The sequence below is a fragment of the Comamonas sp. C11 genome (assembly GCF_024496285.1).
Classification (GTDB): domain Bacteria; phylum Pseudomonadota; class Gammaproteobacteria; order Burkholderiales; family Burkholderiaceae_C; genus Comamonas; species Comamonas testosteroni_F.
Genome location: NZ_CP101743.1, coordinates 859,838 through 879,406 on the forward strand (window position 1 = coordinate 859,838; position 19,569 = coordinate 879,406).

At 63.9% G+C, this 19,569-nt stretch carries 19 protein-coding genes; 4 read left to right on the forward strand and 15 right to left on the reverse strand.

Annotated features, from left to right (window positions below; genetic code table 11):
• Positions 1–89: 89 nt before the first annotated feature.
• Complete coding sequence (locus tag NOX35_RS03880) at positions 90–2,042, reverse strand: hypothetical protein (protein ID WP_256495806.1); 1,953 nt, start codon at positions 2,040–2,042, stop codon at positions 90–92.
• A gap of 170 nt (positions 2,043–2,212) precedes the next feature.
• On the opposite strand from NOX35_RS03880, the gene NOX35_RS03885 reads away from it, so the two are divergent.
• Positions 2,213–3,391 (forward strand): helix-turn-helix transcriptional regulator, encoded by a 1,179-nt coding sequence (locus NOX35_RS03885; RefSeq protein ID WP_182285642.1) that lies wholly within the window; start codon positions 2,213–2,215, stop codon positions 3,389–3,391.
• Between the two features lie 3 nt (positions 3,392–3,394).
• Here the strand turns inward: NOX35_RS03885 and NOX35_RS03890 are convergent, their stop codons facing one another.
• From NOX35_RS03890 to gspG, 10 genes are all read right to left on the reverse strand, one after another.
• Complete coding sequence (locus NOX35_RS03890) at positions 3,395–4,756, reverse strand: GspE/PulE family protein (RefSeq protein WP_182285643.1); 1,362 nt, start codon at positions 4,754–4,756, stop codon at positions 3,395–3,397.
• Positions 4,757–4,769: 13 nt separating this feature from the next.
• Positions 4,770–7,148 (reverse strand): type II secretion system secretin GspD, encoded by a 2,379-nt coding sequence (gene gspD / locus NOX35_RS03895; protein ID WP_256495807.1) that lies wholly within the window; start codon positions 7,146–7,148, stop codon positions 4,770–4,772.
• A 3-nt stretch (positions 7,149–7,151) separates the two neighbouring features.
• On the reverse strand, positions 7,152–7,982 hold the full coding sequence (gene gspN, locus NOX35_RS03900) for a type II secretion system protein N (RefSeq protein ID WP_256495808.1): 831 nt from the start codon (positions 7,980–7,982) through the stop codon (positions 7,152–7,154).
• A gap of 9 nt (positions 7,983–7,991) precedes the next feature.
• Positions 7,992–8,534, reverse strand: coding sequence for a type II secretion system protein GspM (gspM, locus tag NOX35_RS03905; protein WP_256495810.1), 543 nt, complete (start codon positions 8,532–8,534; stop codon positions 7,992–7,994).
• The gene (gene gspL, locus NOX35_RS03910; RefSeq protein WP_182285647.1) at positions 8,531–9,757 is read right to left on the reverse strand and encodes a type II secretion system protein GspL; all 1,227 of its coding nucleotides are present in this window, start codon (positions 9,755–9,757) and stop codon (positions 8,531–8,533) included. The genes gspM and gspL overlap by 4 nt, the downstream gene beginning before the upstream one ends.
• 45 nt (positions 9,758–9,802) lie before the next feature.
• A complete protein-coding gene (gene gspK / locus NOX35_RS03915) occupies positions 9,803–10,861 on the reverse strand; it encodes a type II secretion system minor pseudopilin GspK (protein WP_232538118.1) in 1,059 nt (352 codons plus the stop codon).
• Positions 10,858–11,550: a type II secretion system protein J gene (locus tag NOX35_RS03920; protein WP_182285648.1), complete on the reverse strand. Its 693-nt coding sequence runs from the start codon at positions 11,548–11,550 to the stop codon at positions 10,858–10,860. The genes gspK and NOX35_RS03920 overlap by 4 nt, the downstream gene beginning before the upstream one ends.
• 3 nt (positions 11,551–11,553) lie before the next feature.
• Positions 11,554–11,919, reverse strand: coding sequence for a type II secretion system minor pseudopilin GspI (gene gspI, locus NOX35_RS03925; protein ID WP_034357356.1), 366 nt, complete (start codon positions 11,917–11,919; stop codon positions 11,554–11,556).
• Positions 11,916–12,323 carry a type II secretion system protein GspH gene (locus NOX35_RS03930; protein WP_371878518.1) on the reverse strand — a complete coding sequence of 136 codons (408 nt, stop codon included), beginning with the start codon at positions 12,321–12,323 and terminating at the stop codon, positions 11,916–11,918. The genes gspI and NOX35_RS03930 overlap by 4 nt, the downstream gene beginning before the upstream one ends.
• A gap of 232 nt (positions 12,324–12,555) precedes the next feature.
• The gene (gene gspG / locus NOX35_RS03935; RefSeq protein WP_003058806.1) at positions 12,556–12,984 is read right to left on the reverse strand and encodes a type II secretion system major pseudopilin GspG; all 429 of its coding nucleotides are present in this window, start codon (positions 12,982–12,984) and stop codon (positions 12,556–12,558) included.
• A 70-nt stretch (positions 12,985–13,054) separates the two neighbouring features.
• Between gspG and NOX35_RS03940 the strand changes: the two genes are divergently transcribed.
• Complete coding sequence (locus tag NOX35_RS03940) at positions 13,055–13,525, forward strand: general secretion pathway protein C (RefSeq protein WP_182285650.1); 471 nt, start codon at positions 13,055–13,057, stop codon at positions 13,523–13,525.
• On the opposite strand, the gene NOX35_RS03945 is transcribed toward NOX35_RS03940, so the two are convergent.
• The 3 genes from NOX35_RS03945 to ilvA all read right to left on the reverse strand — a co-directional run bounded on the left by NOX35_RS03945 (position 13,518) and on the right by ilvA (position 16,569).
• On the reverse strand, positions 13,518–14,081 hold the full coding sequence (locus NOX35_RS03945) for a histidine phosphatase family protein (RefSeq protein ID WP_256495814.1): 564 nt from the start codon (positions 14,079–14,081) through the stop codon (positions 13,518–13,520). The two genes, NOX35_RS03940 and NOX35_RS03945, sit on opposite strands and share 8 nt — an antisense overlap.
• A complete protein-coding gene (locus NOX35_RS03950; RefSeq protein WP_256495815.1) occupies positions 14,078–14,911 on the reverse strand; it encodes an adenosylcobinamide-GDP ribazoletransferase in 834 nt (277 codons plus the stop codon). The genes NOX35_RS03945 and NOX35_RS03950 overlap by 4 nt, the downstream gene beginning before the upstream one ends.
• Positions 14,912–15,015: 104 nt before the next feature.
• Positions 15,016–16,569, reverse strand: coding sequence for a threonine ammonia-lyase, biosynthetic (gene ilvA / locus NOX35_RS03955; protein WP_182285653.1), 1,554 nt, complete (start codon positions 16,567–16,569; stop codon positions 15,016–15,018).
• A gap of 383 nt (positions 16,570–16,952) precedes the next feature.
• Between ilvA and NOX35_RS03960 the strand changes: the two genes are divergently transcribed.
• The gene (locus tag NOX35_RS03960) at positions 16,953–17,405 is read left to right on the forward strand and encodes an OsmC family protein (protein ID WP_012837016.1); all 453 of its coding nucleotides are present in this window, start codon (positions 16,953–16,955) and stop codon (positions 17,403–17,405) included.
• Positions 17,406–17,464: 59 nt separating this feature from the next.
• Here NOX35_RS03960 and coq7 read toward each other — a convergent pair whose 3' ends face one another.
• Entirely contained in the window at positions 17,465–18,082 is a 618-nt protein-coding gene (gene coq7, locus NOX35_RS03965; protein WP_182285654.1) for a 2-polyprenyl-3-methyl-6-methoxy-1,4-benzoquinone monooxygenase, read from the reverse strand.
• Between the two features lie 330 nt (positions 18,083–18,412).
• Here coq7 and NOX35_RS03970 point away from each other — a divergent pair, with 330 nt between their 5' ends.
• Positions 18,413–19,471: a porin gene (locus NOX35_RS03970; RefSeq protein WP_256495816.1), complete on the forward strand. Its 1,059-nt coding sequence runs from the start codon at positions 18,413–18,415 to the stop codon at positions 19,469–19,471.
• Positions 19,472–19,569: the final 98 nt, after the last annotated feature.

Consider the following 19,569-nt stretch of genomic DNA (forward strand, 5'->3'; position numbering starts at 1 on the left):
GGCAAAGGCTCAATGACCGCTGCTGGCTGAGGCCATGCATGAAAAAAGCCCACCGAGAGGTGGGCTGTGCAGCCAGGCGGGGCCTGGTATCAGTTCAGACCGAGGGCGGCAAGCAGCGCATCGGCGGCCGTGCCATTGAGCCGCTGCTGATTGCTGACCATCTGCTTGTCCCGATAGCCGACATAGGTGATGCCGCCCCGTTCGACGAACAGGCGGTAGTTCTGGAAGTTGCTGACATTGAGCTGGGTGGGCTCCTGCGTGAAGCGCAGCACCTTGGCATCCGCCTGGGTGGCGATGCTGTAGTTGCTGACCAGGATGGTCTTGCAGGTGGACACTCCGTTGATGAACAGGGTCCGGTTGTTGGGCAAGGTGCTCATATCGCCCTCGCATTCATAGAAGCGCGCGCGCTGCTCGCCGCCGTTCTCGAAACCCACCATATAGCGCTTGTAGGCAGCGCTGCCATCGGGCTTGAGATAGTCGCGGCGGCTGACCAGCACGCGCGAGTTGTTGCCGTGCACATCGGCGGCCGAGATGTTGGGCGCGAAGTCGCCGGCGTTCCAGGCGATGAACTCCGCAAGCGTCGCGCTGCGCCAGGTGCTGGAGTCGGGGTTGTTGGGGGCGTCGACACGGGCAATGGTGGCGCGGTTGCCGTTGTTGCTCAGGTAGTAGTCGCTGCCGCCCAGGTCGGTGACGGTGCGATAGCTGAGCGTGGAGCCGCTGGGGAAGGTCGTGTCGGCGGGAACCTGATCGGGTCTGGGGCCCCAGTTGGCAAAGCTGCCATCGGCCGCGTCCTGCCAGGGGGCGGAACGGATTTCGGTGACGATATCGCGCATCTTCAGGCCGGCGATATTGCGCACGCTCTGCTTGGCTCGGCTGGCCAGGCTCTTGCAGTACAGGGATTCGGCCTCGCCGCTGGTGAGACTGGTGACCTGCTGCAAGAAATCGGTGGGACAGGCAAACCATTCGCTGCCCGTCCAATAGACCTGCGGCCGGGTCCAGGGCTGCTCCTGGCCGCCGACCACGCGCTCGCGGAATTCCGTGAAATAGCGTTTGCCGTTGGCATCGGGCGTGTTCTGTTCGGCCGTGGCTTCGAAGGCGCGAATGTAGTAGTTGCTGGTGTCGGTAAAGCTGAGCCAGCGCAACTGAGTGCTCGGCGCGGGGCCACCGGCCTCGGGGCTGCTGGATTGCGACTGCATGGCTGCGATCAGGCCCACATTGCCGGCCGTGACGCCCGAAGCGCCGGCAACTTGCCGGGCGGCGGTTTCCATGGCGGATTGCTTGTCCTTCATGGAGGTGCTGGTGTCGCTGAGGGCGGGGTTGTCCAGCACGGCCGTGGCCAGTGTTTGCAACTGCTGCAGCAGCACGCTGTTGACGGCGGCATTGAGCTGCACCGAGGTCAGCGGCGCGCCGTCGACGCCTGTGGCACCGGCCGTGTTGGTGAGCTGGGTCTGGGTGGTCACCACGATCAGACGCGCCATGGTGGCGGCCAGCTTGCCGGCGTTGCTGCCGTCCTGGGTGAAATCCGCCAGCGCCGAAGTGCCCAGGCCCAGCTGGCTCTGGATGGCTGCTGCCGCATCGCTGGTGCTGCTGCCCGTGGCCTGGCTGTGTGCCTGGACCAGGGTGCTCAGCGGGCTGACGACACCAGGCTGATCGGCGGGTGCTCGCAACATGAAGGCCACGGGAACGGCGCCGGTGTCCGCATCCACGGAGTCCCTGGTGACCAGGGCCAGAATCGGGTACTTGCCCACATCGGACTCGGGCATTTCCAGGCTGGCCTGACCGGAGGCATTGGTGACGGCACTGGGCTCTCCACTGTCACAGCTGCCGTTGTCATTTCTGTCCAGGCAGACCTTGACGTTCTGCAGGGCTCCGTCGATCACGGTGGTGGAGACCGAGGTGGTGGCGGGTGCCGGAGCGGGCGATGGTGCGGGAGAAGTGCTGTCGCTGCCGCCGCCGCAGCCGGCAATGGAGGCAATCAGGACCAGGGCGCCCAGGGACACTGAGCGGCGGATGAAGGGTGTGGTGGTGGGTGCTTGTGACATGACAGCCTTTGCTTGAGAGTGGTTGCCTTGTTTGTAAGCACTTGTTGTCGCGAAAACATCACCAAAATGGGTGAAGGGTTTGCAGTGATTTCAAAGTGTGAGTAAATGAAATAGATCCCCGGCGAAGGGCCATCAGGCGCTTGCTGTGGCGAGCCTTGGAAGGGGGCTCTATGGCGGTAGCGCATCTGTCTTTGATGTTGCAGGAGAGGGTTCCTGCATTGATAGCGGCCATCTACGAGTCGGCGCTGGAGCCGGCTCGCTGGCAGGGCTTTCTGGCCTTGTTCGGTGCGGCCCTGCGTTCGCCGGCCAGTGTGATCTGGGCCAACGACTTCGCGCAGCGGACGGTGGATCTGGACGGGGGCTTCGGCACTTTCGGCGCCAGCCAGGGCTTTGCCGCCGCCGAACTCGAAAGCTTTGCCGAGCACTACTGCCAGTGCAATGTCTGGCTGCAGGACCAGAGCCTGCATAGACCGGGCACGGTGGTGAATTCCTCCACCCTGTTTCCCGACCGGAGCCTGCCGGGTACCGAATGGTATGGCGACTGGCTGCAGCCTCAGGATCTGTTCTATTCCTGCGCGGCCGTGGTCGACAACCAGCACGATCGCTCGTTCAACATCACCGTCGTCAGGCCGCATGCGGTGGGTGCCTACAGCGCCGAAGAGCTGGGCCTTGTGCAGCAGCTCATGCCGCATCTGCAGACCGCGTTTGCGATGCACCGACGCCTGTACCGCACCCAGGCATTGCTCAATGCATCGCTGTCCGTGCTGGAGGATCTGCCGCTGGGCGTGGTTCTTCTGGACGAACATGCGACCGTGATGCATGCCAGCACACGGGCCCTGCGCCTGATGGAGCAGAGCCAGCTGATGTATCGCGGGGCCGATGAGAGCCTGCATGCCACCAATGCCGCAGACCAGCGCTGGCTGCACAAAGCCATGCGCGACTGTGTGGCCACGGGGTTGGGCAAGGGGCAGCAGCACGGGCGGGCCAGCCGCTTCACAGGGCTGGCCGGACAGCAGTTGCAGGTCATGGTGTCGCCGCTGCCCGTGCACAGCAGCCCCTATGGCGAGCGCAGCGCCGCCATGCTGCTGATCAGCGATCCGGCGCTGAGCATTCCCTCGCTGCAGGAGTTGCTGCGCAATCTGTACCGGCTCACGCTGGCAGAGGCTCAGCTAGCCCAGGCGCTGATCAATGGCTGGACCCTGCAGGAGTTCGCCGAGAGACAGGGCCTGTCCATCCATACCGCGCGTTCGCAATTCAAATCGGCGGCGGTCAAGGTCGGCGTGGGGCGGCAGGCCGATTTCGTGCGGGTGCTGCTCACGGGTCCTGCCATGTTGCGCTGGCGCGAGTGAGCCTCAGTCCCGCGTCACGCGCATGACCTCGGCCTGGGTGGTGATGCCTTCGCGAACCAGGCGTTCGCCATCCTCGCGCATCAGCTGCATGCCTGCCGCCATGGCGGTCTCGCGGATCTCGGCCTCGCTGGCCCCGCGGTGGATCTGGGCGCGAATGGCATCGTCCACCGTCAGCAGCTCGAAGATGCCGGTGCGGCCCCGGTAACCGCTGGGCTCGCTCTGGTCGACCTTGCGTACCAGGCGCTGTGCCAGCACTCCCAGCAGCGAGGAGGACAGCAAAAAGGGCTCGACCCCCATGTCGATCAGCCGGGTGACGGCGCTGGGTGCGTCGTTGGTATGCAGCGTGGCCAGTACCAGGTGGCCGGTGAGCGAAGCCTGGATGGCGATCTGCGCGGTTTCGAAGTCGCGGATTTCGCCGATCATGATTACGTCCGGGTCCTGACGCAGCAGTGCGCGCAAGGCCTTGGCAAAGGTCAGCTCGATCTTGGCATTGACCTGGGTCTGGCCCACGCCGGCCAGCTCGTATTCGATGGGGTCTTCCACCGTCATGATGTTGCTGTGGCTGGCATCCATGCGCTGCAGCGCGGCGTAGAGCGTGGTGGTCTTGCCCGAGCCCGTGGGGCCGGTGACCAGCACGATGCCGTGCGGCTGCGCGGTGAGATGGGTGAAGCGCCTGAGCGTCTCGCCGCCCATGCCCACGGCTTCCAGGCTGAGCTTGCTCTCGCTCTTGTCCAGCAGACGCAGCACGGCGCGCTCGCCGTGGGCACTGGGCAGGGTGGAGACGCGCACGTCAATGGCTCGCGTGCCCAGGCGCAGGCTGATGCGGCCGTCCTGGGGCAGGCGTTTCTCGGCAATGTCCAGGTCGGCCATGATCTTCAGGCGGCTGATCAGGGCGGCGTGCAGGGCGCGATTGGGTTGCACCACCTCACGCAGATCGCCGTCCACGCGAAAGCGCACGCTGGAATGGCGCTCGTAGGGCTCGATGTGGATGTCCGAAGCACCGTCGCGCGCCGCCTGCGTGAGCAGGGCGTTGAGCATGCGGATGATGGGGGCGTCGTCCGCGGTTTCCAGCAAGTCTTCCACGGCTGGCAGCTCCTGCATCATGCGTGTCAGATCGGCATCGGACTCGACTTCGCTGACCACCATGGCCGCGCTGGAGTCGCTTTGTGCATAGGCCGCGCTGATGCGGTGGGCCAGCGCGCCGCTGTCCAGTAGTTGCCAACGCTGCACCGCATGCTTGCGCTGCACTTCGGAGATGGCCGACCAGTCGGGTTGCGGACCATGCCAGAGCACGGGCTCCTGGCCGTCATCCTCGATCAGCAACTGGCTGCTGCGGGCAAAGCCATAGGGCAGGGGGTAGCGCATGCGTGGCCTTCGCTTACAGAGTGCCTGGAGGCAGGGTGGCGGGCGTCGCAGGCGTCACGGTCACGGGCTGGCCGTTCACCGTGGGCTGGCCCGGGCGCGTGAAGTCCACGATCTCGGGCTTGGCTCCGGGAACGATGGCCACATTGGGCGCGCTTGACTGTGCAGCGCCGCTGGATGCGGGCAGCAAGGGCGCTGCATTGACATTGCGCATCAGCAGATTGGGGTCGGGCTGCACGGTTTGCTGCATGCCGCGAATGGACTCATAGCGGTCCTGCGAAAGCTGGCTGGTGGAGTTGGCGTCGCGCAGCACGGTGGGGCGCAGAAACACCATCAGATTGGTTTTCTTGCGCGCGCGGCTGGTGTTGCGGAACAGATTGCCCAGCAGGGGAATGTCGCCCAGCAGCGGCACGCGTTCCTGGCTCTGGCTGTATTCGTCGGCAATCAGGCCGCCCAGCACCACGATGGCACCGTCCTCGACCAGTACGTTCGACTCGATGGAACGCTTGGTGGTGGTGGCGCCGGACTGGGCGTTGGCTGTGCCCTGCTTGACTGCCGAGTTCTCCTGGTAGACGGCCATCTTGATGGTGCCGTTCTCGTTGATCTGCGGACGAATCTTGAGCAGCGTACCCACGTCCTTGCGTTCATAGGTGGTAAAGGGATTGACCGAGCCCGAGGTGCCCGCAGTGTTGGTATAGGAGCCCGTGGGGAAGGGGACGTTCTCGCCCACCATGATGCTGGCCTCCTCGTTGTCCAGCGTCATCAGATTGGGGGTGGAGAGGATGTTGGTGTCGCCGTCGCCCTGCATCAGGTTGACCAGGGCGCCCAGGCTGGTGTTGCCGTTGACGTTCTGGGTGAAGCCCAGGTTCATCCCCTTCATGCCGCCGATCGCCGAGGCCTGGCTGTCGGTCAGGGGCGTGCCGTTGACCAGATTGCCAACGGCCCCCGACAGGCCGAAGATGTTGGAGATGCCGCTGATGGAGGTGCCGTTGCCGAGCACGCCCAGCACGCGGCCGTTGTTGCGGATCACCGAGCTCCATTGCACGCCGAGCTGGGCCGCCTTGTCGGCGGAGACTTCGACAATCAGGGCTTCGATCAGCACCTGTGCGCGGCGGCCGTCGAGCTTGTCGATGACGGTGCGCAACTGACGGTACAGCGGGCCGGGGGCGGTGATGATCAGCGAGTTGGTCGTGGGGTCGGCCTGGATCATGCCGCCCGTGGAGGGTTGCTGGGCGGTGCCGAAACGGGAGCTGGGGCCGCTGTTGCCGCCGCCCAGGCCTACGGTTGCGCTGCCGTCCGTGCCGCGTGAAATCACGGGCTGGGAGCTTGCTGCATTGGTGGTCGAGCCGGCGGCTGCCGTCATGCCCGGCTGGCCACCCAGTGCGGTGCTGGCACTGGTCTGGGCATTGATGGCGGCACGCAGCGTGGCGGCCAGAGACACTGCGTCGGCGTTCTTGAGATACACCACATGGATATTGCCGTCGTCACCATTGCCCGTCATGGCCGGCTGGTCCAGACGCGCGATCAGCGAGCGGATCAGCGACAGCTTGGCCGGGTTGGCCGCACGGATCAGCACCGAGTTGCTGCGCGGCTCGGCCAGTATGGAGGTGCGGAAACTGGTGTCCGCCTGGCCTGCTGCCGCGCCGGCTCCTGCCTGGATCACGCCGCCGGCGGTGGCAGAGCCACCTTCCATCAGGCGATTGACCAGGGCCACCATATCGGCGGCCACGGCATGGCGCAGCGAGATGACTTCCACATCGGTGGCGTTGGAGACATCGGTGCTGGCGATGATGCGCGAGATGCGCTGCAGATTGTCGGCGTAGTCGGTGATGATCAGCGAGTTGTTGCCGGGGTTGACGTTGATGGTGTTGTTGGGGCTGATCAGCGGCCGCAGCACGGGCACCAGATTGTTGGCGTTCTCGTAGTTGAGCTTGAAGATCTGAGTGACGATCTGTCCGCCGCCCTGGCTGGCGCGTCCGCCCTGTCCCACGGAGACCTCGCTGGACTGTAGCTTGGCATCGGCTTCTGGAATCACCTTGAACAGTCCTGCCGACTCCGTCACCGTGAAGCCCTGCATGCGCAGCGCCGCCAGATATTGCTGGTAGGCCGTGGCAGGCGAGACGGCCTTGTCGGTCAGCAGCGTGATCTGGCCCTTGACGCGCGGATCCACCACCACGTTGCGATTGGTGATAGCGGCCATGGCGCGCGACACGGCCTCGATATCGGCATTGGTGAAGTTCAGCGTGACCGGCTCGCCGGGTCGCAAACTAGGAGTGGCATTCGCCTGTCCGCTCTGGGTTTGAGCATGAATGGGTGCTGAAATGCAGACGGCAAGCGAGGCAACAGCTATCGAATGCAGTGTGTTTTGCCAGGCGGTGCGTGAATGCTGAGTCATGGGTCAACCAAAGGTGATGATGGAGCGCGCACCCTGGCGGCGCCCCAAGATATTGAGCAAATTCGACAGAGCGGCTTCGCGCTCGGGGCTGGCAGAGGCTTCGCCCCTGAAGTGCAGGCGCGAGCCCACCCATTGGCCCTGGCCGCTGAGCTGCAGGTCGCCGCCCAGCGTGGTCAGATTCAGCTGGGCATTGTCTCCGCCCTGTATATCGAGGCGGTAGCTGCCCAGGGGCTTGAGCGACGACAGTCTTGACGATACGGCCAATGCTTCCAGCCGCGTCAGGCCCAGGCTGGTGGCCCGGCCGGCGCGATATTGCAGTGTCAGCCCGACCGTGGACAGGCGCAACTGACCCTGCAGGGCCACGGTGTTCCAGGGCGTGCCAAGGCCGGCCAGCAGGTCGGCGGGCAGCTGCAGCACGCTGTCCTTGACGTGCACCGTCATGGCGTTCCAGCCCGGCTGCAGCTGCGCCAGCATCGGGGTGCTGGTGCAGCAATCGCTTTGAAGGCTGATGCTGGCGCCGCTCAGGCTGGGGCGCAGTGTCCAGTTCAGACGCGTGGGCAGGCTGCTCTGGTCCTGGCTGTCCTTGCCTCCCGTGAGCACCAGCCTGGCCGAGCCACGCCAGAGCGTGCCGCGCGGCTCCTGCAGCTGTACCTGGTTGGCGGTGATCGATTGCACGCCTGTGGCCAGCCAGGCCGCCGGAGCCTGGACCAGCACCGTCAGCAGAGCGCCCAGCAAGGCACCGCCCACTGCCCAGCGGCGCGGCGAACGCGGATCGCCCGCCTGGCGCGGTCTGCGCAGGGCTTGGCTGGCTGGGTGTGACCGGGACAGTTTCATGGCCTAGGCTCAGTTCTGCCCACCCGCGTTGCCGGGCAAATCGAGCAGCAGATTGCCGCTCCAGCGTGTAACGGCAGCGCCGTCGACACTTTCACCGAGGATGCGGTTGAGCTTCATCTCGGCCACCGAGGCATGGCTGTTATCACGCACCTGTGCCAGCCAGCGGGCCAGGGCGGGAGCGGCGGCACTGCTCAGGCTGACCTGGGCACGGTTGCCCAGCCACTGCAGCTGTGCGCTGCTGCCGAGTTCGGTCTTGAGCGACTGCTCCAGCTGCGTGCGTGTATCGGTGCTATTCCCCTGAGGCTGCTGGCGCAGCAGCTCGGCCTGGGCCTGCATCTGCAGCATGTTCTGCAGCTCGCGCTCCGCTGCCGCATGGCGCGCGGGGGCCGTGCGCAGGCTGTGCAGGGCCGGAGCCAGTGCCACCCACCAGAGCAGGGCCAGCAACACGACGCTGGCGGCGAGCAGCAACAGATTCTGTTCGCGCTGGGCCAGGGCACTCCAGCGCTGGCGCAGCGGAGCCAATGCGGTTTTCAAGGCGTTTTTCTGCTTCATGGGCTAGCCTTTGCACTCAGCACCAGATCTGTTCCTTCCGGTTGCAGCATATAGCCGTTGGCCTGCAGGCTTTGCTGTGCGTCGCCCAGTGCTTCGGGGCTCAGCTCCAGACCCGAGATGCGCAACTGCTTGTCCTGATACTGCAGGCTCTTGGCATTCTGCACGCCCTGGATGCCGGCACTTGCTGCCAGAAGGGCCTCGAGGTCGTTGGCGGACAGTGCGCCGGAGTTGCTGCGCAGCAGATCCAGTTCGCGCTGCATCTGTACCGGAGCATCGATGATGACGGGCACGTGAGGGAAGGTGGTCTGAAGTACCTGCTTGGCCTGCTGCTGGCGCAGTTCGATGGCACGGTTTTCCCTGAAGGCCCAGGCGTTGAGCCCGGCCAGCTGGGCAAGGACGGCAATGCCTGCTGCCCAGCGCGCAGCGCGCCATTGCGGGGCCTTGGCAAAACCATACCAGGCATCGATCAGGCGGCGCTTGGCGCGGGTGCTGCCGCCCAGGTCCAGGTCGAACTGGGCCAGGTCGCCTGCGTAGCCATGACTTTGCAGCAGTCGCTGGGCGGCGGTGAAGATGCCGACCGGGCGCTGCAGCGCTTCCGCGCTGCGTGCCAGATGGGGTTCGGCCAGCACTGGCAGATCCTCGGGCAGGCGAGCCAGCAGTGGCTGCAACAGGCCGGCATCGGCATGCTGGGGCAGGACGACGAGGCAGGCCTGTGCATCCAGTCCGGTGGCGCTCAACTGGGGCAGGGTGCTGTCGCCCGACAGAAGCAGCTGGGCCTTGCTGCTGGGCCATTGTTCGGGCACCAGGCGGCTGGCGGCATGACCATGCTGCTCCAGGGCCTGGAGATGGGATTGCAGCCAGCCCTTGTCGCAGGCGGCTACCCAGCAGGTCTGACCTGCCGCCGAGCCAGCGTCCAGAGCCAGGTGCATGGCGGCCGGCTCATCGAGCAGCTTTTCTTCCAGCAAACCCTCGAGCACGGCGCGCAGACGCTGCTGACGCCGGCTTTGCACATTCAGTCCCAAAGGCAAGGTGACGGCATGCCAGGACAACTGAGCTGCCGGAATGACGGCAGTGACCTGGGTCGTACGGCCTGTGGCCGGCAGCAGGGATGCAGCAGCCTGGCCGCTGCGCTGAATGCTTTGACCATCGTCACTGAGGACGTAGAGATATTCCGTGGCGGAGTTGGCGGGCTTCGCCGACAGCTGTATTAGCAATGTGCTCATGAGGGAAGATGCAGCATTCTATGGGGGCAGTGTGACATCAGGGTGTCAGGGTCTGGCAACCGCGGGCATACCCCAGTCGGCATGCTCCTGCCACAGGGTAGTCACGTTCATGTCCTTGCGCTGAATCAGTGAGCGCTGACTCAAGACATTGTCCCCGAGGCGCAGGCGGCCGCGGGCTTCGAAATAGCTGGTGGTCACGGAGTGCATGGCACTGTTGAAGACGCCGCTCAGGCCTATGGCCGCAGCCGCTGCATTCAGGGACTTGAAAGGAGAGGCGTCGCGCAACTGCACCAGCTGGTTGGCGCGGGCCCAGTCCAGATCCTCGGTGCTGGCCCAGATGACCTCGGCGCTGGCCGTGTTGAGATTGACCATGGTGCGCTCGGGCAACAGCGAGACATAGGGTTCGATGCGCGCGATGATGCGCGGATCAATGCCCAGCCAGCCCAGTTGCCTGACGGTGCGAGGCATCAGCGGCGCAGTCTGGCTCTTGCCGCGCATGGCTTGCTGCAAGGCCGTGGCGATCTGCATGACGGAGCTGCCGGGCAGACCCAGGCGCTCGAACAGGCGCAGAAAAGGCTTGAGGTTTTCCTCCTTCACGCTGGAATCGGCCCCGCTGAGCAGATTGCGCAGATTCAGGCGTGACTGCAGATCCACGATCTCGCCCGAGAGAAAAGCGTCCTGCATGTCGGCAAGACCGTCATCGACCTGACTGACATTGTTCTTGGCTGCCAGAAATGTGGACAGGCGAGCCTCCTTCAGCGGCACCGCCCAGGGCTCACCCAGATGATCGACCGGGTTGCTGCGGTTGGCGCGCGAGTCCTCCTGCAGCACCACGCGCGACCAGTCCAGCGCGCCCAGCAGCAACCAGTTGGCCTGAACTCTATTGCGTTCGGCGGTCTCGATTTCCACATCGCGCCATTGCTGCCAGAGCGCGGCCGAGGCCAGGGTGGCGACCAGCACCACCGTCAGCATGGCCGCCAGCAGCGCTGCACCGCGCTGGCGCCTGTGTCTGAAACTGGCGCTCCCCAAGCCGGCAGTCCCGAGCAAGGGCCGCCCCGCAGCGATGGGGTGGGAAGGCGCGAAGCGACTCTGGGGGGATTTCATGATCGTGAGTTGGAGCGCAGCGGGTTGACCCAGTCCACCGTCATCACGCCATTGAGCGCGCGGCCGGGCGGCAGGGTCAGCTCGATGCGTATGCCGTCGGGCACCGTGGGCAGCACGGGATTGCCGTCGCTGCCGACGCTGCTGCCGTCATCGCCGCCCTGATCGCTGGACTGGGGGTTGGTCCAGGCGTTGCTGCGGTAGTAGTAGACGCGCCACAGGTCGAGCGGTATCAGCACGGTTTCGCGGCGCATCTGGTCGCTGGAGGGATTGCGGCCCCATTGGGCCGCCTGGTTCCAGGCATCGTTCCATTCGCTGACCGTGCGTGCGGGCAGCGATTGCCAGCGCACCCATTGGAAGCGGCCATCCACATTGCGACGGCTCCAGGCCACGATGAGTGCCCCGTTGTCGACGGCTGCACTGGTCTTGCGCGTCAGGCGCAGCACCTGACCGTCCCAGTCCAGCACCTGGCGTCCCTGCAGCGGCATCAGCGCGTTGAGGTCGGCATTCCACTGAGCCAGCACGGTCTGCATGACGGCGTGTTGCTCACCTTGCTCGCGCGTCACTTCCTGCGCGCGCAGCATGCCGTCGATGCCGCGCCAGCTCATGATGGAAAGCAGGGCCATGGCGGCCAGGGCCACCAGCAGCTCGATCAGTGTGAAACCTTGGTTTCTGTTGCGCATGCTGATCATGATTCAGTAGCGACCGACGATGGTGGAGACGCGCAGCACCGCAGCAGCCTCGGAAAACACCTGGGCATCCACGCGCCTGAAGCTGGGGTTGGGCGTGGGGCGCACGCTGAGCTGTACCTGCATCTGTCTGCCGGCCTGCTGGCACTGGATGGTGGTGTCCCCGACGGCAGGCATCTGATTGAACAGCCGCAGTCGCACCAGTTCGTTCTGCGCGCAGAGCTGGGCCAGGATGACGTCGGACTGGCGCTGGGCATTGCGCGTCAGGGCGCTGCTGGCCTGAAGTCCAGCCAGCAGGGTGACGCCGACGATACCGACCGCGACCAGTACCTCGATCAGCGTGAAGCCGCGCTGCAGCAGGGCGGGCTTCATGGCGTCTCCTGCAGATTTTGAATGCTGAACGGGTGCAGCCCGTCGGTGGCCAGCCGCACTGGCGCGGAGCTGCTGCCGGGCAGCGACAAGGTAATGCTCTGCCTTGGAATCAGCGGCTCCGGCCCCAGCACCACGGGTGTATTGGGCTGCACCAGCACAGGAGTCTGCAGCCATTGCGTGGGCATCTTGACGTTGGGTGGCAGACCTTCAAACCGGAAGCCCTGCGGCATCGGGCGCCAGACCACCAGGGCGCCATTGGTACGGGCCTGGGCGCGTGCGGATTCGAGCAGCGTGGCCAGACGCTGGGCCTCGCGTTCGAGCTGCTGCTCGCCGCTGTCGCGTATGGCCAGGCTCACACCCGCCGTCGCCAGCGCCATGATGGAAATCACCACCAGCAACTCCAAGAGTGTGAATCCCCCCTGAAGCGCTGCGCGCCTTCCCCCCCGGGGGACGACAGCCTGTGCTGCGGGGCGGCCCTTGCTGGCTGTCCCTGTGACAGAGCGCACCAGTTTTACAGGCATTTGATGCGTTCGGGGTTGCCGCCGGGCCGCCCCAAGGCAAACCCCGGCGCCAGCCGCTCAGGGCCCCCTCGGGGGGCAGCGACCACACACAGTGAGGGAGCGTGGGGGCTCATTTCTATTGCCAGGAGCCAATATCCGCATCCTTGCCTTCGCCGCCGGCCTTGCCGTCAGCGCCTAACGACATGATGTCGATGGGGCCCTTCACGCCGGGGTTCAGGTATTGATAAGGATTGCCCCAGGGGTCATTGGGCAGCTTTTCCAGGTAGGGCTTCCAGTTCTGCGGAGCGGGGCCGGTGGTTGGTTTGGCCACCAGCGCCTGCAGGCCCTGTTCGGCCGTTGGATAGCGCTGGTTGTCGAGGCGGTAGAGCTTGAGCGCCTGGTTGATATTGGCGATATCGGTCTTGGCCGCGGTCACGCGCGCATCGTCGGCGCGGTCCAGCACATTGGGCACGATAAGCGCTGCCAGCACGCCAATGATGACCAGCACCACCATCAACTCGATCAGGGTGAAGCCGCGTGATGCGGCGTGGCGAATAGCAGACATCGGATGACGGCAGTTGGTGCTCATTGGAAACTGTAGGAAAAATGCAGTATTGCACCATCATAATCGTCGAATGCGACTGCAATCTTTCAATACCGGTCAGGGCCTTTCCATGCCGGTCAAACTCACGACCCTGCTGCTGTGGGCGATTGCCGCTGCGGTGGTGGTGTTCTGGACACTCCGGTTCGTCGGCAGTGCCAGTGAGCAGTTACCCTTGGTCGTACCTGCTCAGCCGGTACAGGCCAATGCCCAGGCCATGGCCAAGGCTTTGGGGGCGGTCGCAGCGCCTGCCGCCGCCGTGGCCGCACCAGTGGCCAGCCGCTATGCGCTGCTGGGGGTTCTGGCAGGGCACGAAACAGGTGGCGGCGCCGCCGTGATTGCCGTGGAAGGCAAGGGCAGCAAGGCTGTGCGTGTAGGTGAAGCCGTGGAGGATGGTGTGATTCTGCAATCGCTGGCGGCGCGCGAAGCGCGACTGGGTCCTGCCAACGGGCCGACCAGCACGGTGCTGCAATTGCCCAGGCCGCCTATGGCCAGCTTCAACTGAGCTCTAGCTGCAGCCACCGCCCATAGGCGGGCGCCGGCAAGGTCCACTCATGGCTTTGCGGCAGCCGGTGGCCATGCTGCAGCAGCCATTGCGCGCAGCGTGCCACGCCGGCATGGCAGATCCACACCATATGCTCGCTGTGGCCGCTGAGCGCGTCCTGCAGAGCCTCGTGGACGCGCTGCAGCATCTGAGCCAGGGATTCGCCGTCGCCGGGCGCGTGCAGCGCCAGATCCTGCGCCCAGGCGCTGATGGCGGCTTCGCCGATGTCATTCCAGCGCAGGCCTTCCCAATGTCCGAAGTCCATCTCCAGCAATCTGCCGTCGGGGGTGGAGACGAAATCCGGCTCCAGTACCTGCAGATCCAACGCCAGCTGTCTGCATCTCTGCAGCGGTGAATGCCGGATCTGCAGCTTGCCATGCAGGGGCCGCAGAGATTGCTGCAAGGCCTGGGCGGCTTGCTGTGTGGCCTCTGCATCAGCGGCGATATCGAGGCGGCCGTAACAGCGCTCGGTGTCGATCAAGGGACGTGCGTGGCGCACCAGCCATAGTGTTTTCATGCCTGAAGCAACTGGCGCAGATAGATGCAGCTGGCCAGCAGCAGGGCCAGTTCATTGAGCTGCTGGCAGGCGCCCAGGCAGTCGCCCGTCATGCCGCCCAGACGCTTGCACAGCCAGCGCTGCAGCAGCCAGGTGGTGAGCAGCATGGCCGTCAGCAGGCTGGGCACAAAGCTCCAGACGCCGAGCCAGCCCAGAAGGCCCAGTGCCGGCAGGCACCAGAGGCCGCCGGTCAGCAGCTCTTGCCAGCCCAGTTGCCTGCCCGCGATATGCAGGGTCTTGCTGCTCGCGGCCAGGCCGACGTGGGGCAGGCTGCGCATCAGCACCAGCGGCGCAAAGCGCGACAGCACATGAATGCAGCACACGAGGATGAGCACCGGCACCGGCCCCCAGAACGGCGGTATCACGGACAGCAGCAGGGCGATCAGCACGACCTTGGTCAGCAGGGCCATGAGCAGTGCCATCACGCCATAGGCGCCGATGCGCGAGTCCTTCATGATCTCCAGCGCCCGCTCGGCTGGCACCAGGCCGCCCAGTCCGTCGGCAACGTCGGCCAGGCCGTCCTCATGGAAACCGCCGGTCAGCCAGACCGTGCCGCCGGTGCTGATGAGCGCCGCCGCCAGCGGCGACCAGGGGCTTGCCGGCAGCAGCCATAGCAAGGCTCCCAGCAGCAGCGCGGCCCACAGGCCCACCAGCCAGCCCACGCCCGGCAGATGCGCGGCGCTGGCGCGCTGCATCTCGGGGCTCCAGCCCACCCAGGCCGCCAGGCGTCCGGCCACGGGGATGCGGCTGAAAAACTGGACGGCCAGCAGATAGTGGCGCAGGGCTTGCATGGTGTTGTGAATAAAAAAGGAGCTGCTTTCGCTTTCTGTTCCTTGGTTTTAGATACTTTTCTATCTGAAATCAATGCTGGGAAAGCGGTAGCAGCTCCTGTTTTTTACTTCAGGAACAGCTGATACGCAGGATTGTCGGTTTCCTCCACCCAGGGATAGCCGAGGTTCTTGAGGAAGCTGTCGAACTTCTTGTGGTCCTTGGCCGGCACCTGCATGCCGACCAGAATGCGGCCGTAGTCGGCCCCCTGGTTGCGGTAGTGGAACAGGGAGATATTCCAGGTCGGCGCCATCAGGCTCAGGAACTTGAACAGCGCGCCGGGACGCTCGGGAAAGACAAAGCGCAGCAGGCGCTCGTCCTGTGCCAGCGGCGAGTGGCCGCCCACCATATGGCGCAGATGCTCCTTGGCCATCTCGTCAAAGGTCAGATCCAGCGCCTCGAAGCCGTTCTTCTGGAAGTTCTTGCAGATCTTCTCGGACTCGCCCTTGGTCGGCGTGGTCAGGCCCACAAACACATGGGCCTTGCTGTCGTGGCTGATGCGGTAGTTGAACTCGGTCACGTTGCGCGGGCCGCCGGGCAGCTTGCCCACCACCTCGCAGAAATGCCTGAAGCTGCCGCGTTCCTCGGGGATGGTGACGGCGAACAGGGCTTCGCGCTCCTCGCCGACTTCGGCGCGCTCGGCCACAAAGCGCAGGCGGTCGAAGTTCATATTGGCGCCGCTCAGTATGGCGGCGTAGGTCTCGCCCTTGGTCTTGTGCCTGGCCACGTACTGCTTGATGGCCGCAACGCCGAGGGCGCCCGATGGCTCGACGATGGAGCGGGTGTCGGTAAAGATGTCCTTGATGGCGGCGCAGACGGCATCGGTGTCCACGGTCACATAGTCATCCACCAGGCCCTGGGTGACGCGGAAGGTTTCCGCCCCCACCAGCTTCACGGCCGTGCCGTCGGCGAACAGGCCCACATCGGCCAGTTCCACACGCTCGCCCGCCTGCACGGACTGCATCATGGCGTTCGAATCCTTGGTGTGCACCCCGATCACCTTCACCTCGGGGCGCACGGCCTTGATGTAGTTGGCAATGCCGGCAATCAGGCCGCCGCCGCCGATGGGCACGAAGATGGCATCCAGGCGCTGGCTGCCCAGTTTTTGCAGCTGGCGCAGCAACTCCATGGCGATGGTGCCCTGCCCGGCAATCACATCGGGGTCGTCAAAGGGGTGGACAAAGGTCAGGCCCTCGGACTTTTGCAGCTTGACGGCGTGCTTGTAGGCGTCGGAGTAGCTTTCTCCGGCCAGCACCGCCTCGCCGCCCAGGGCGATCACGGCATCGATCTTCACCTGGGGTGTGGTGGTGGGCATCACGATCACGGCGCGGCAGCCCAGCTTCTTGGCGCTCATCGCCGTACCCTGGGCATGGTTGCCCGCGCTGGCGCAGATCACGCCCTTTTGCAGCTGCTCGGCCGTCAGATTGGCCATCTTGTTATAGGCGCCGCGCAACTTGAAGCTGAAGACAGGCTGCTGGTCCTCGCGCTTCAGCAGCACTTTGTTGTGCAGGCGGCGGCTGAGGTTCTTGGCAATGTCCAGATCGGACTCCACGGCCACGTCATAGACGCGTGCATTGAGGATGCGAGTCAGATAATCGGCAGGGGTCAGGGCTTGAGTCATGGTGCAAATCGAAAGCAGAGCACCAGAGCCAGGGTCATCAGCCTGCCGGGTGCATGGAAGCCGACCATGATAGGCGCTTGCTTGCCGTGCTGCAGTACTCGCTCAAGAGGTGCATGCTGTCGCTCTGAGAAGCGGGATGGGCAGGTACGAAAAAAAGCCCCTAGCTCAGGAGCTAGGGGCTGAATCCACCATTAGAGGAGGTGGAGGAGACAATCGGTGCGATACAGATCGGTGTTAACCAGTAATCTGCAGTCTGCCTGCGGGTTTGACCTCACAGGTAACGCTTGAGTTGTATTGTATGAGGCTTGTGTTTTCTGTGCATCAAAAGATTCGGGTTTTTATGTATTTGATGCAAAATTGCAACAGTTTCGAGAGGAAAAACAATGGAATGCACAGTTAGTTGGACAGGCGCGGCCACCGGAACGCGCTCGGGCATGGGTTTTGTGGCAGAGACCGGCAGCGGCCATGTGGTCAATATGGATGGCGCGCCGGACGAGAAGAACCCGGCCAACGGCGGTCGCAACCAGGCACCGCGCCCCATGGAGATGCTGCTGGCCGGTGCCGGCGGCTGCACGGCCTACGACGTGGTGCTCATCCTCAAGCGTGGCCGCCACGATGTGAAGGGCTGCAGCGTGCAGCTGACTTCCGAGCGCGCCGAGACCGACCCCAAGGTGTTCACCAAGATCCACATGCAGTTCACGGTCAGCGGCAAGAACCTGCCTGCCGGCGCCGTCGAACGCGCCATCGCCATGAGCCACGACAAATACTGCTCGGCCACCATCATGCTGGGCAAAACGGCAGAAATCACTACGGGTTTCGACATCGTCGAAGCCTGAACTGGACGTTTGGTCGAAAAACGGGCCTCAACGGCCCGTTTTTGTTGAACAGGCGCCAATCAGATGCGATGCGCTGTAATCGTCATGACTTTGGCTGCTGCACGCATCAGCCCCTGGGCAATCGGCGGCAGTTGGATTGCGCCTTCATCGATCGCTGCCGCGGCATGACGCTCTTCGTCATCCTTCATGCGTTCGACCACGGCACGCGAAGCCTCGTCCTCTTCGGGCAGGCGACCCAGATGGCTCGCCAGGTGGGCAGAAACCTGATTTTCTGTCTCGACCACAAAACCCAGGCTGGCGGCATCGCTGAATTTGGCGGCAATCGTGCCAATGGCAAAGGCGCCAGCAAACCACAGCGGGTTCAGCAATGAAGGTCTGTCACCCAGGGCATGCAGGCGCTCGCGGGTCCAGGCCAGGTGGTCCATTTCCTCGCGAGCGGCATGCAGCAGATGCTCGCGCAACTCCATGTCCTTGGTCACCATGGCCTGGGCGTTGTACAGGGCCTGCGCACAGACCTCGCCCACATGATTGACGCGCATCAAGGCTGCGGAGAGCCTGCGCTGTTCATCGCTCAGGTCGGCTTCGGCGATCCCTGCTGCAGGCGAGCGCTCTGCGGCCACCGGGTCGGCAAACAAAGTGCGAAGAGCTGCATCGGCAGCGGTCAGAAACTTGTCCATGGCTAAAAAGAACTCAATGCGGCGCCTGTCTGGCGTCAATGCATATAAGGTACACCAGAGTGGCTCATCCGCAACTTGCGCTGGGGCAATCCTAGGCCGAAACCCCTAAGGGTGTGCCCGCTAGTGCGGCTTGGTGTTTGTTGCGGTGGTGCAACGAAAACGCGCCGAATCGAGCAGTTTTGGGTGAATTCCTTTGCGCTGGGCTCGGTGGTCTGGTGCAATAGACCCAACTTCCCCACCAGGAGGTTGGCGCGGGAAACCGGTGGAGCTCGAGGCTCAAGTCTCTCTCCCATAGAACCGGCGCCCTTCTAAACCTTGGAGTAACTCGTAATGAAAAAATCTCTGATCGCCCTGGCAGTGCTGGCCGCTTCCGGCGCCGCAATGGCTCAATCTTCCGTGACTCTGTTCGGTATCGTTGACACTGGCGTGTCTTACGTGGACAACGCTGATGGCAAGGATGCAAAGTACGGTGTTGGTACAAGCGGTAACGCTACCAGCCGTCTGGGCCTGCGCGGTACTGAAGACCTGGGTGGCGGTCTGAAGGCTGGCTTCTGGCTGGAAGGCGAAATCTTCGGCGACACTGGCAATGGTTCGGGCTTTGATTTCAAGCGCGAATCCACCGTGCGTCTGTCCGGCAACTTCGGTGAAGTTCGCCTGGGTCGTGAAACAACCCCCACTTTCCGTGCTGGTCTGAAGTATGACCTGTTCGGCGCTACCGGTATCGGCCAAAACATGGGTTACAGCCGTTGGTCTACCGTTGGTGGTTTCGCCAATTCTGGCGACACAAACACCATCCGTGCCAACAACATGGTGTCCTACTCTTCGCCTAACTTCAACGGCTTCACTGGCAACATCAGCTACGCTTTCGACGAGAAGGCTGTTGCTGGTACTAAGTCTGGCCGCTACGCCGGTGGTAACGTTGGCTATGACAACGGTCCTCTGAGCGTGACTGCTGCATACGGCAACCTGAAGGGTGCTGCTGGCGACCGTGATGAAATGTCCATCGGCGCTTCTTACAACTTTGGCGTGGCCAAGGTGACAGGTCTGGCACAACAGATCAAGTACAAGCCCGATGCTGGCTCCAGCGCCAAGTTCCGTAACTACCTGCTGGGCGTGTCCGCTCCCGTGGGTGGCGTGGGTGAAGTGAAGGCTCAGTACGCTTACTACGACCAACAAGGTCCTGCCAAGGCTCACCAGCTGTCGCTGGGCTATGTGCACAACCTGTCCAAGCGCACTGCCCTGTACGGCACTGTGGCTTACCTGAAGAACCAAGACGGTTCCTCTATGGCTCTGGCTGCCAAGGGTGTGAGCGACACCGTTGGCATGAAGGCTAATGGTACTGGCATGAACCAAGCTGGCGTGCAAGTGGGTATCCGCCACGCTTTCTAATCAATTGCTGGCGTAAGCCAGTAACTGCTTAAAAGCCAAAGGCCTGTCGAAAGACAGGCCTTTTTTGTTTTTCCGGGTTAGACCTTAAAGGGTGATTG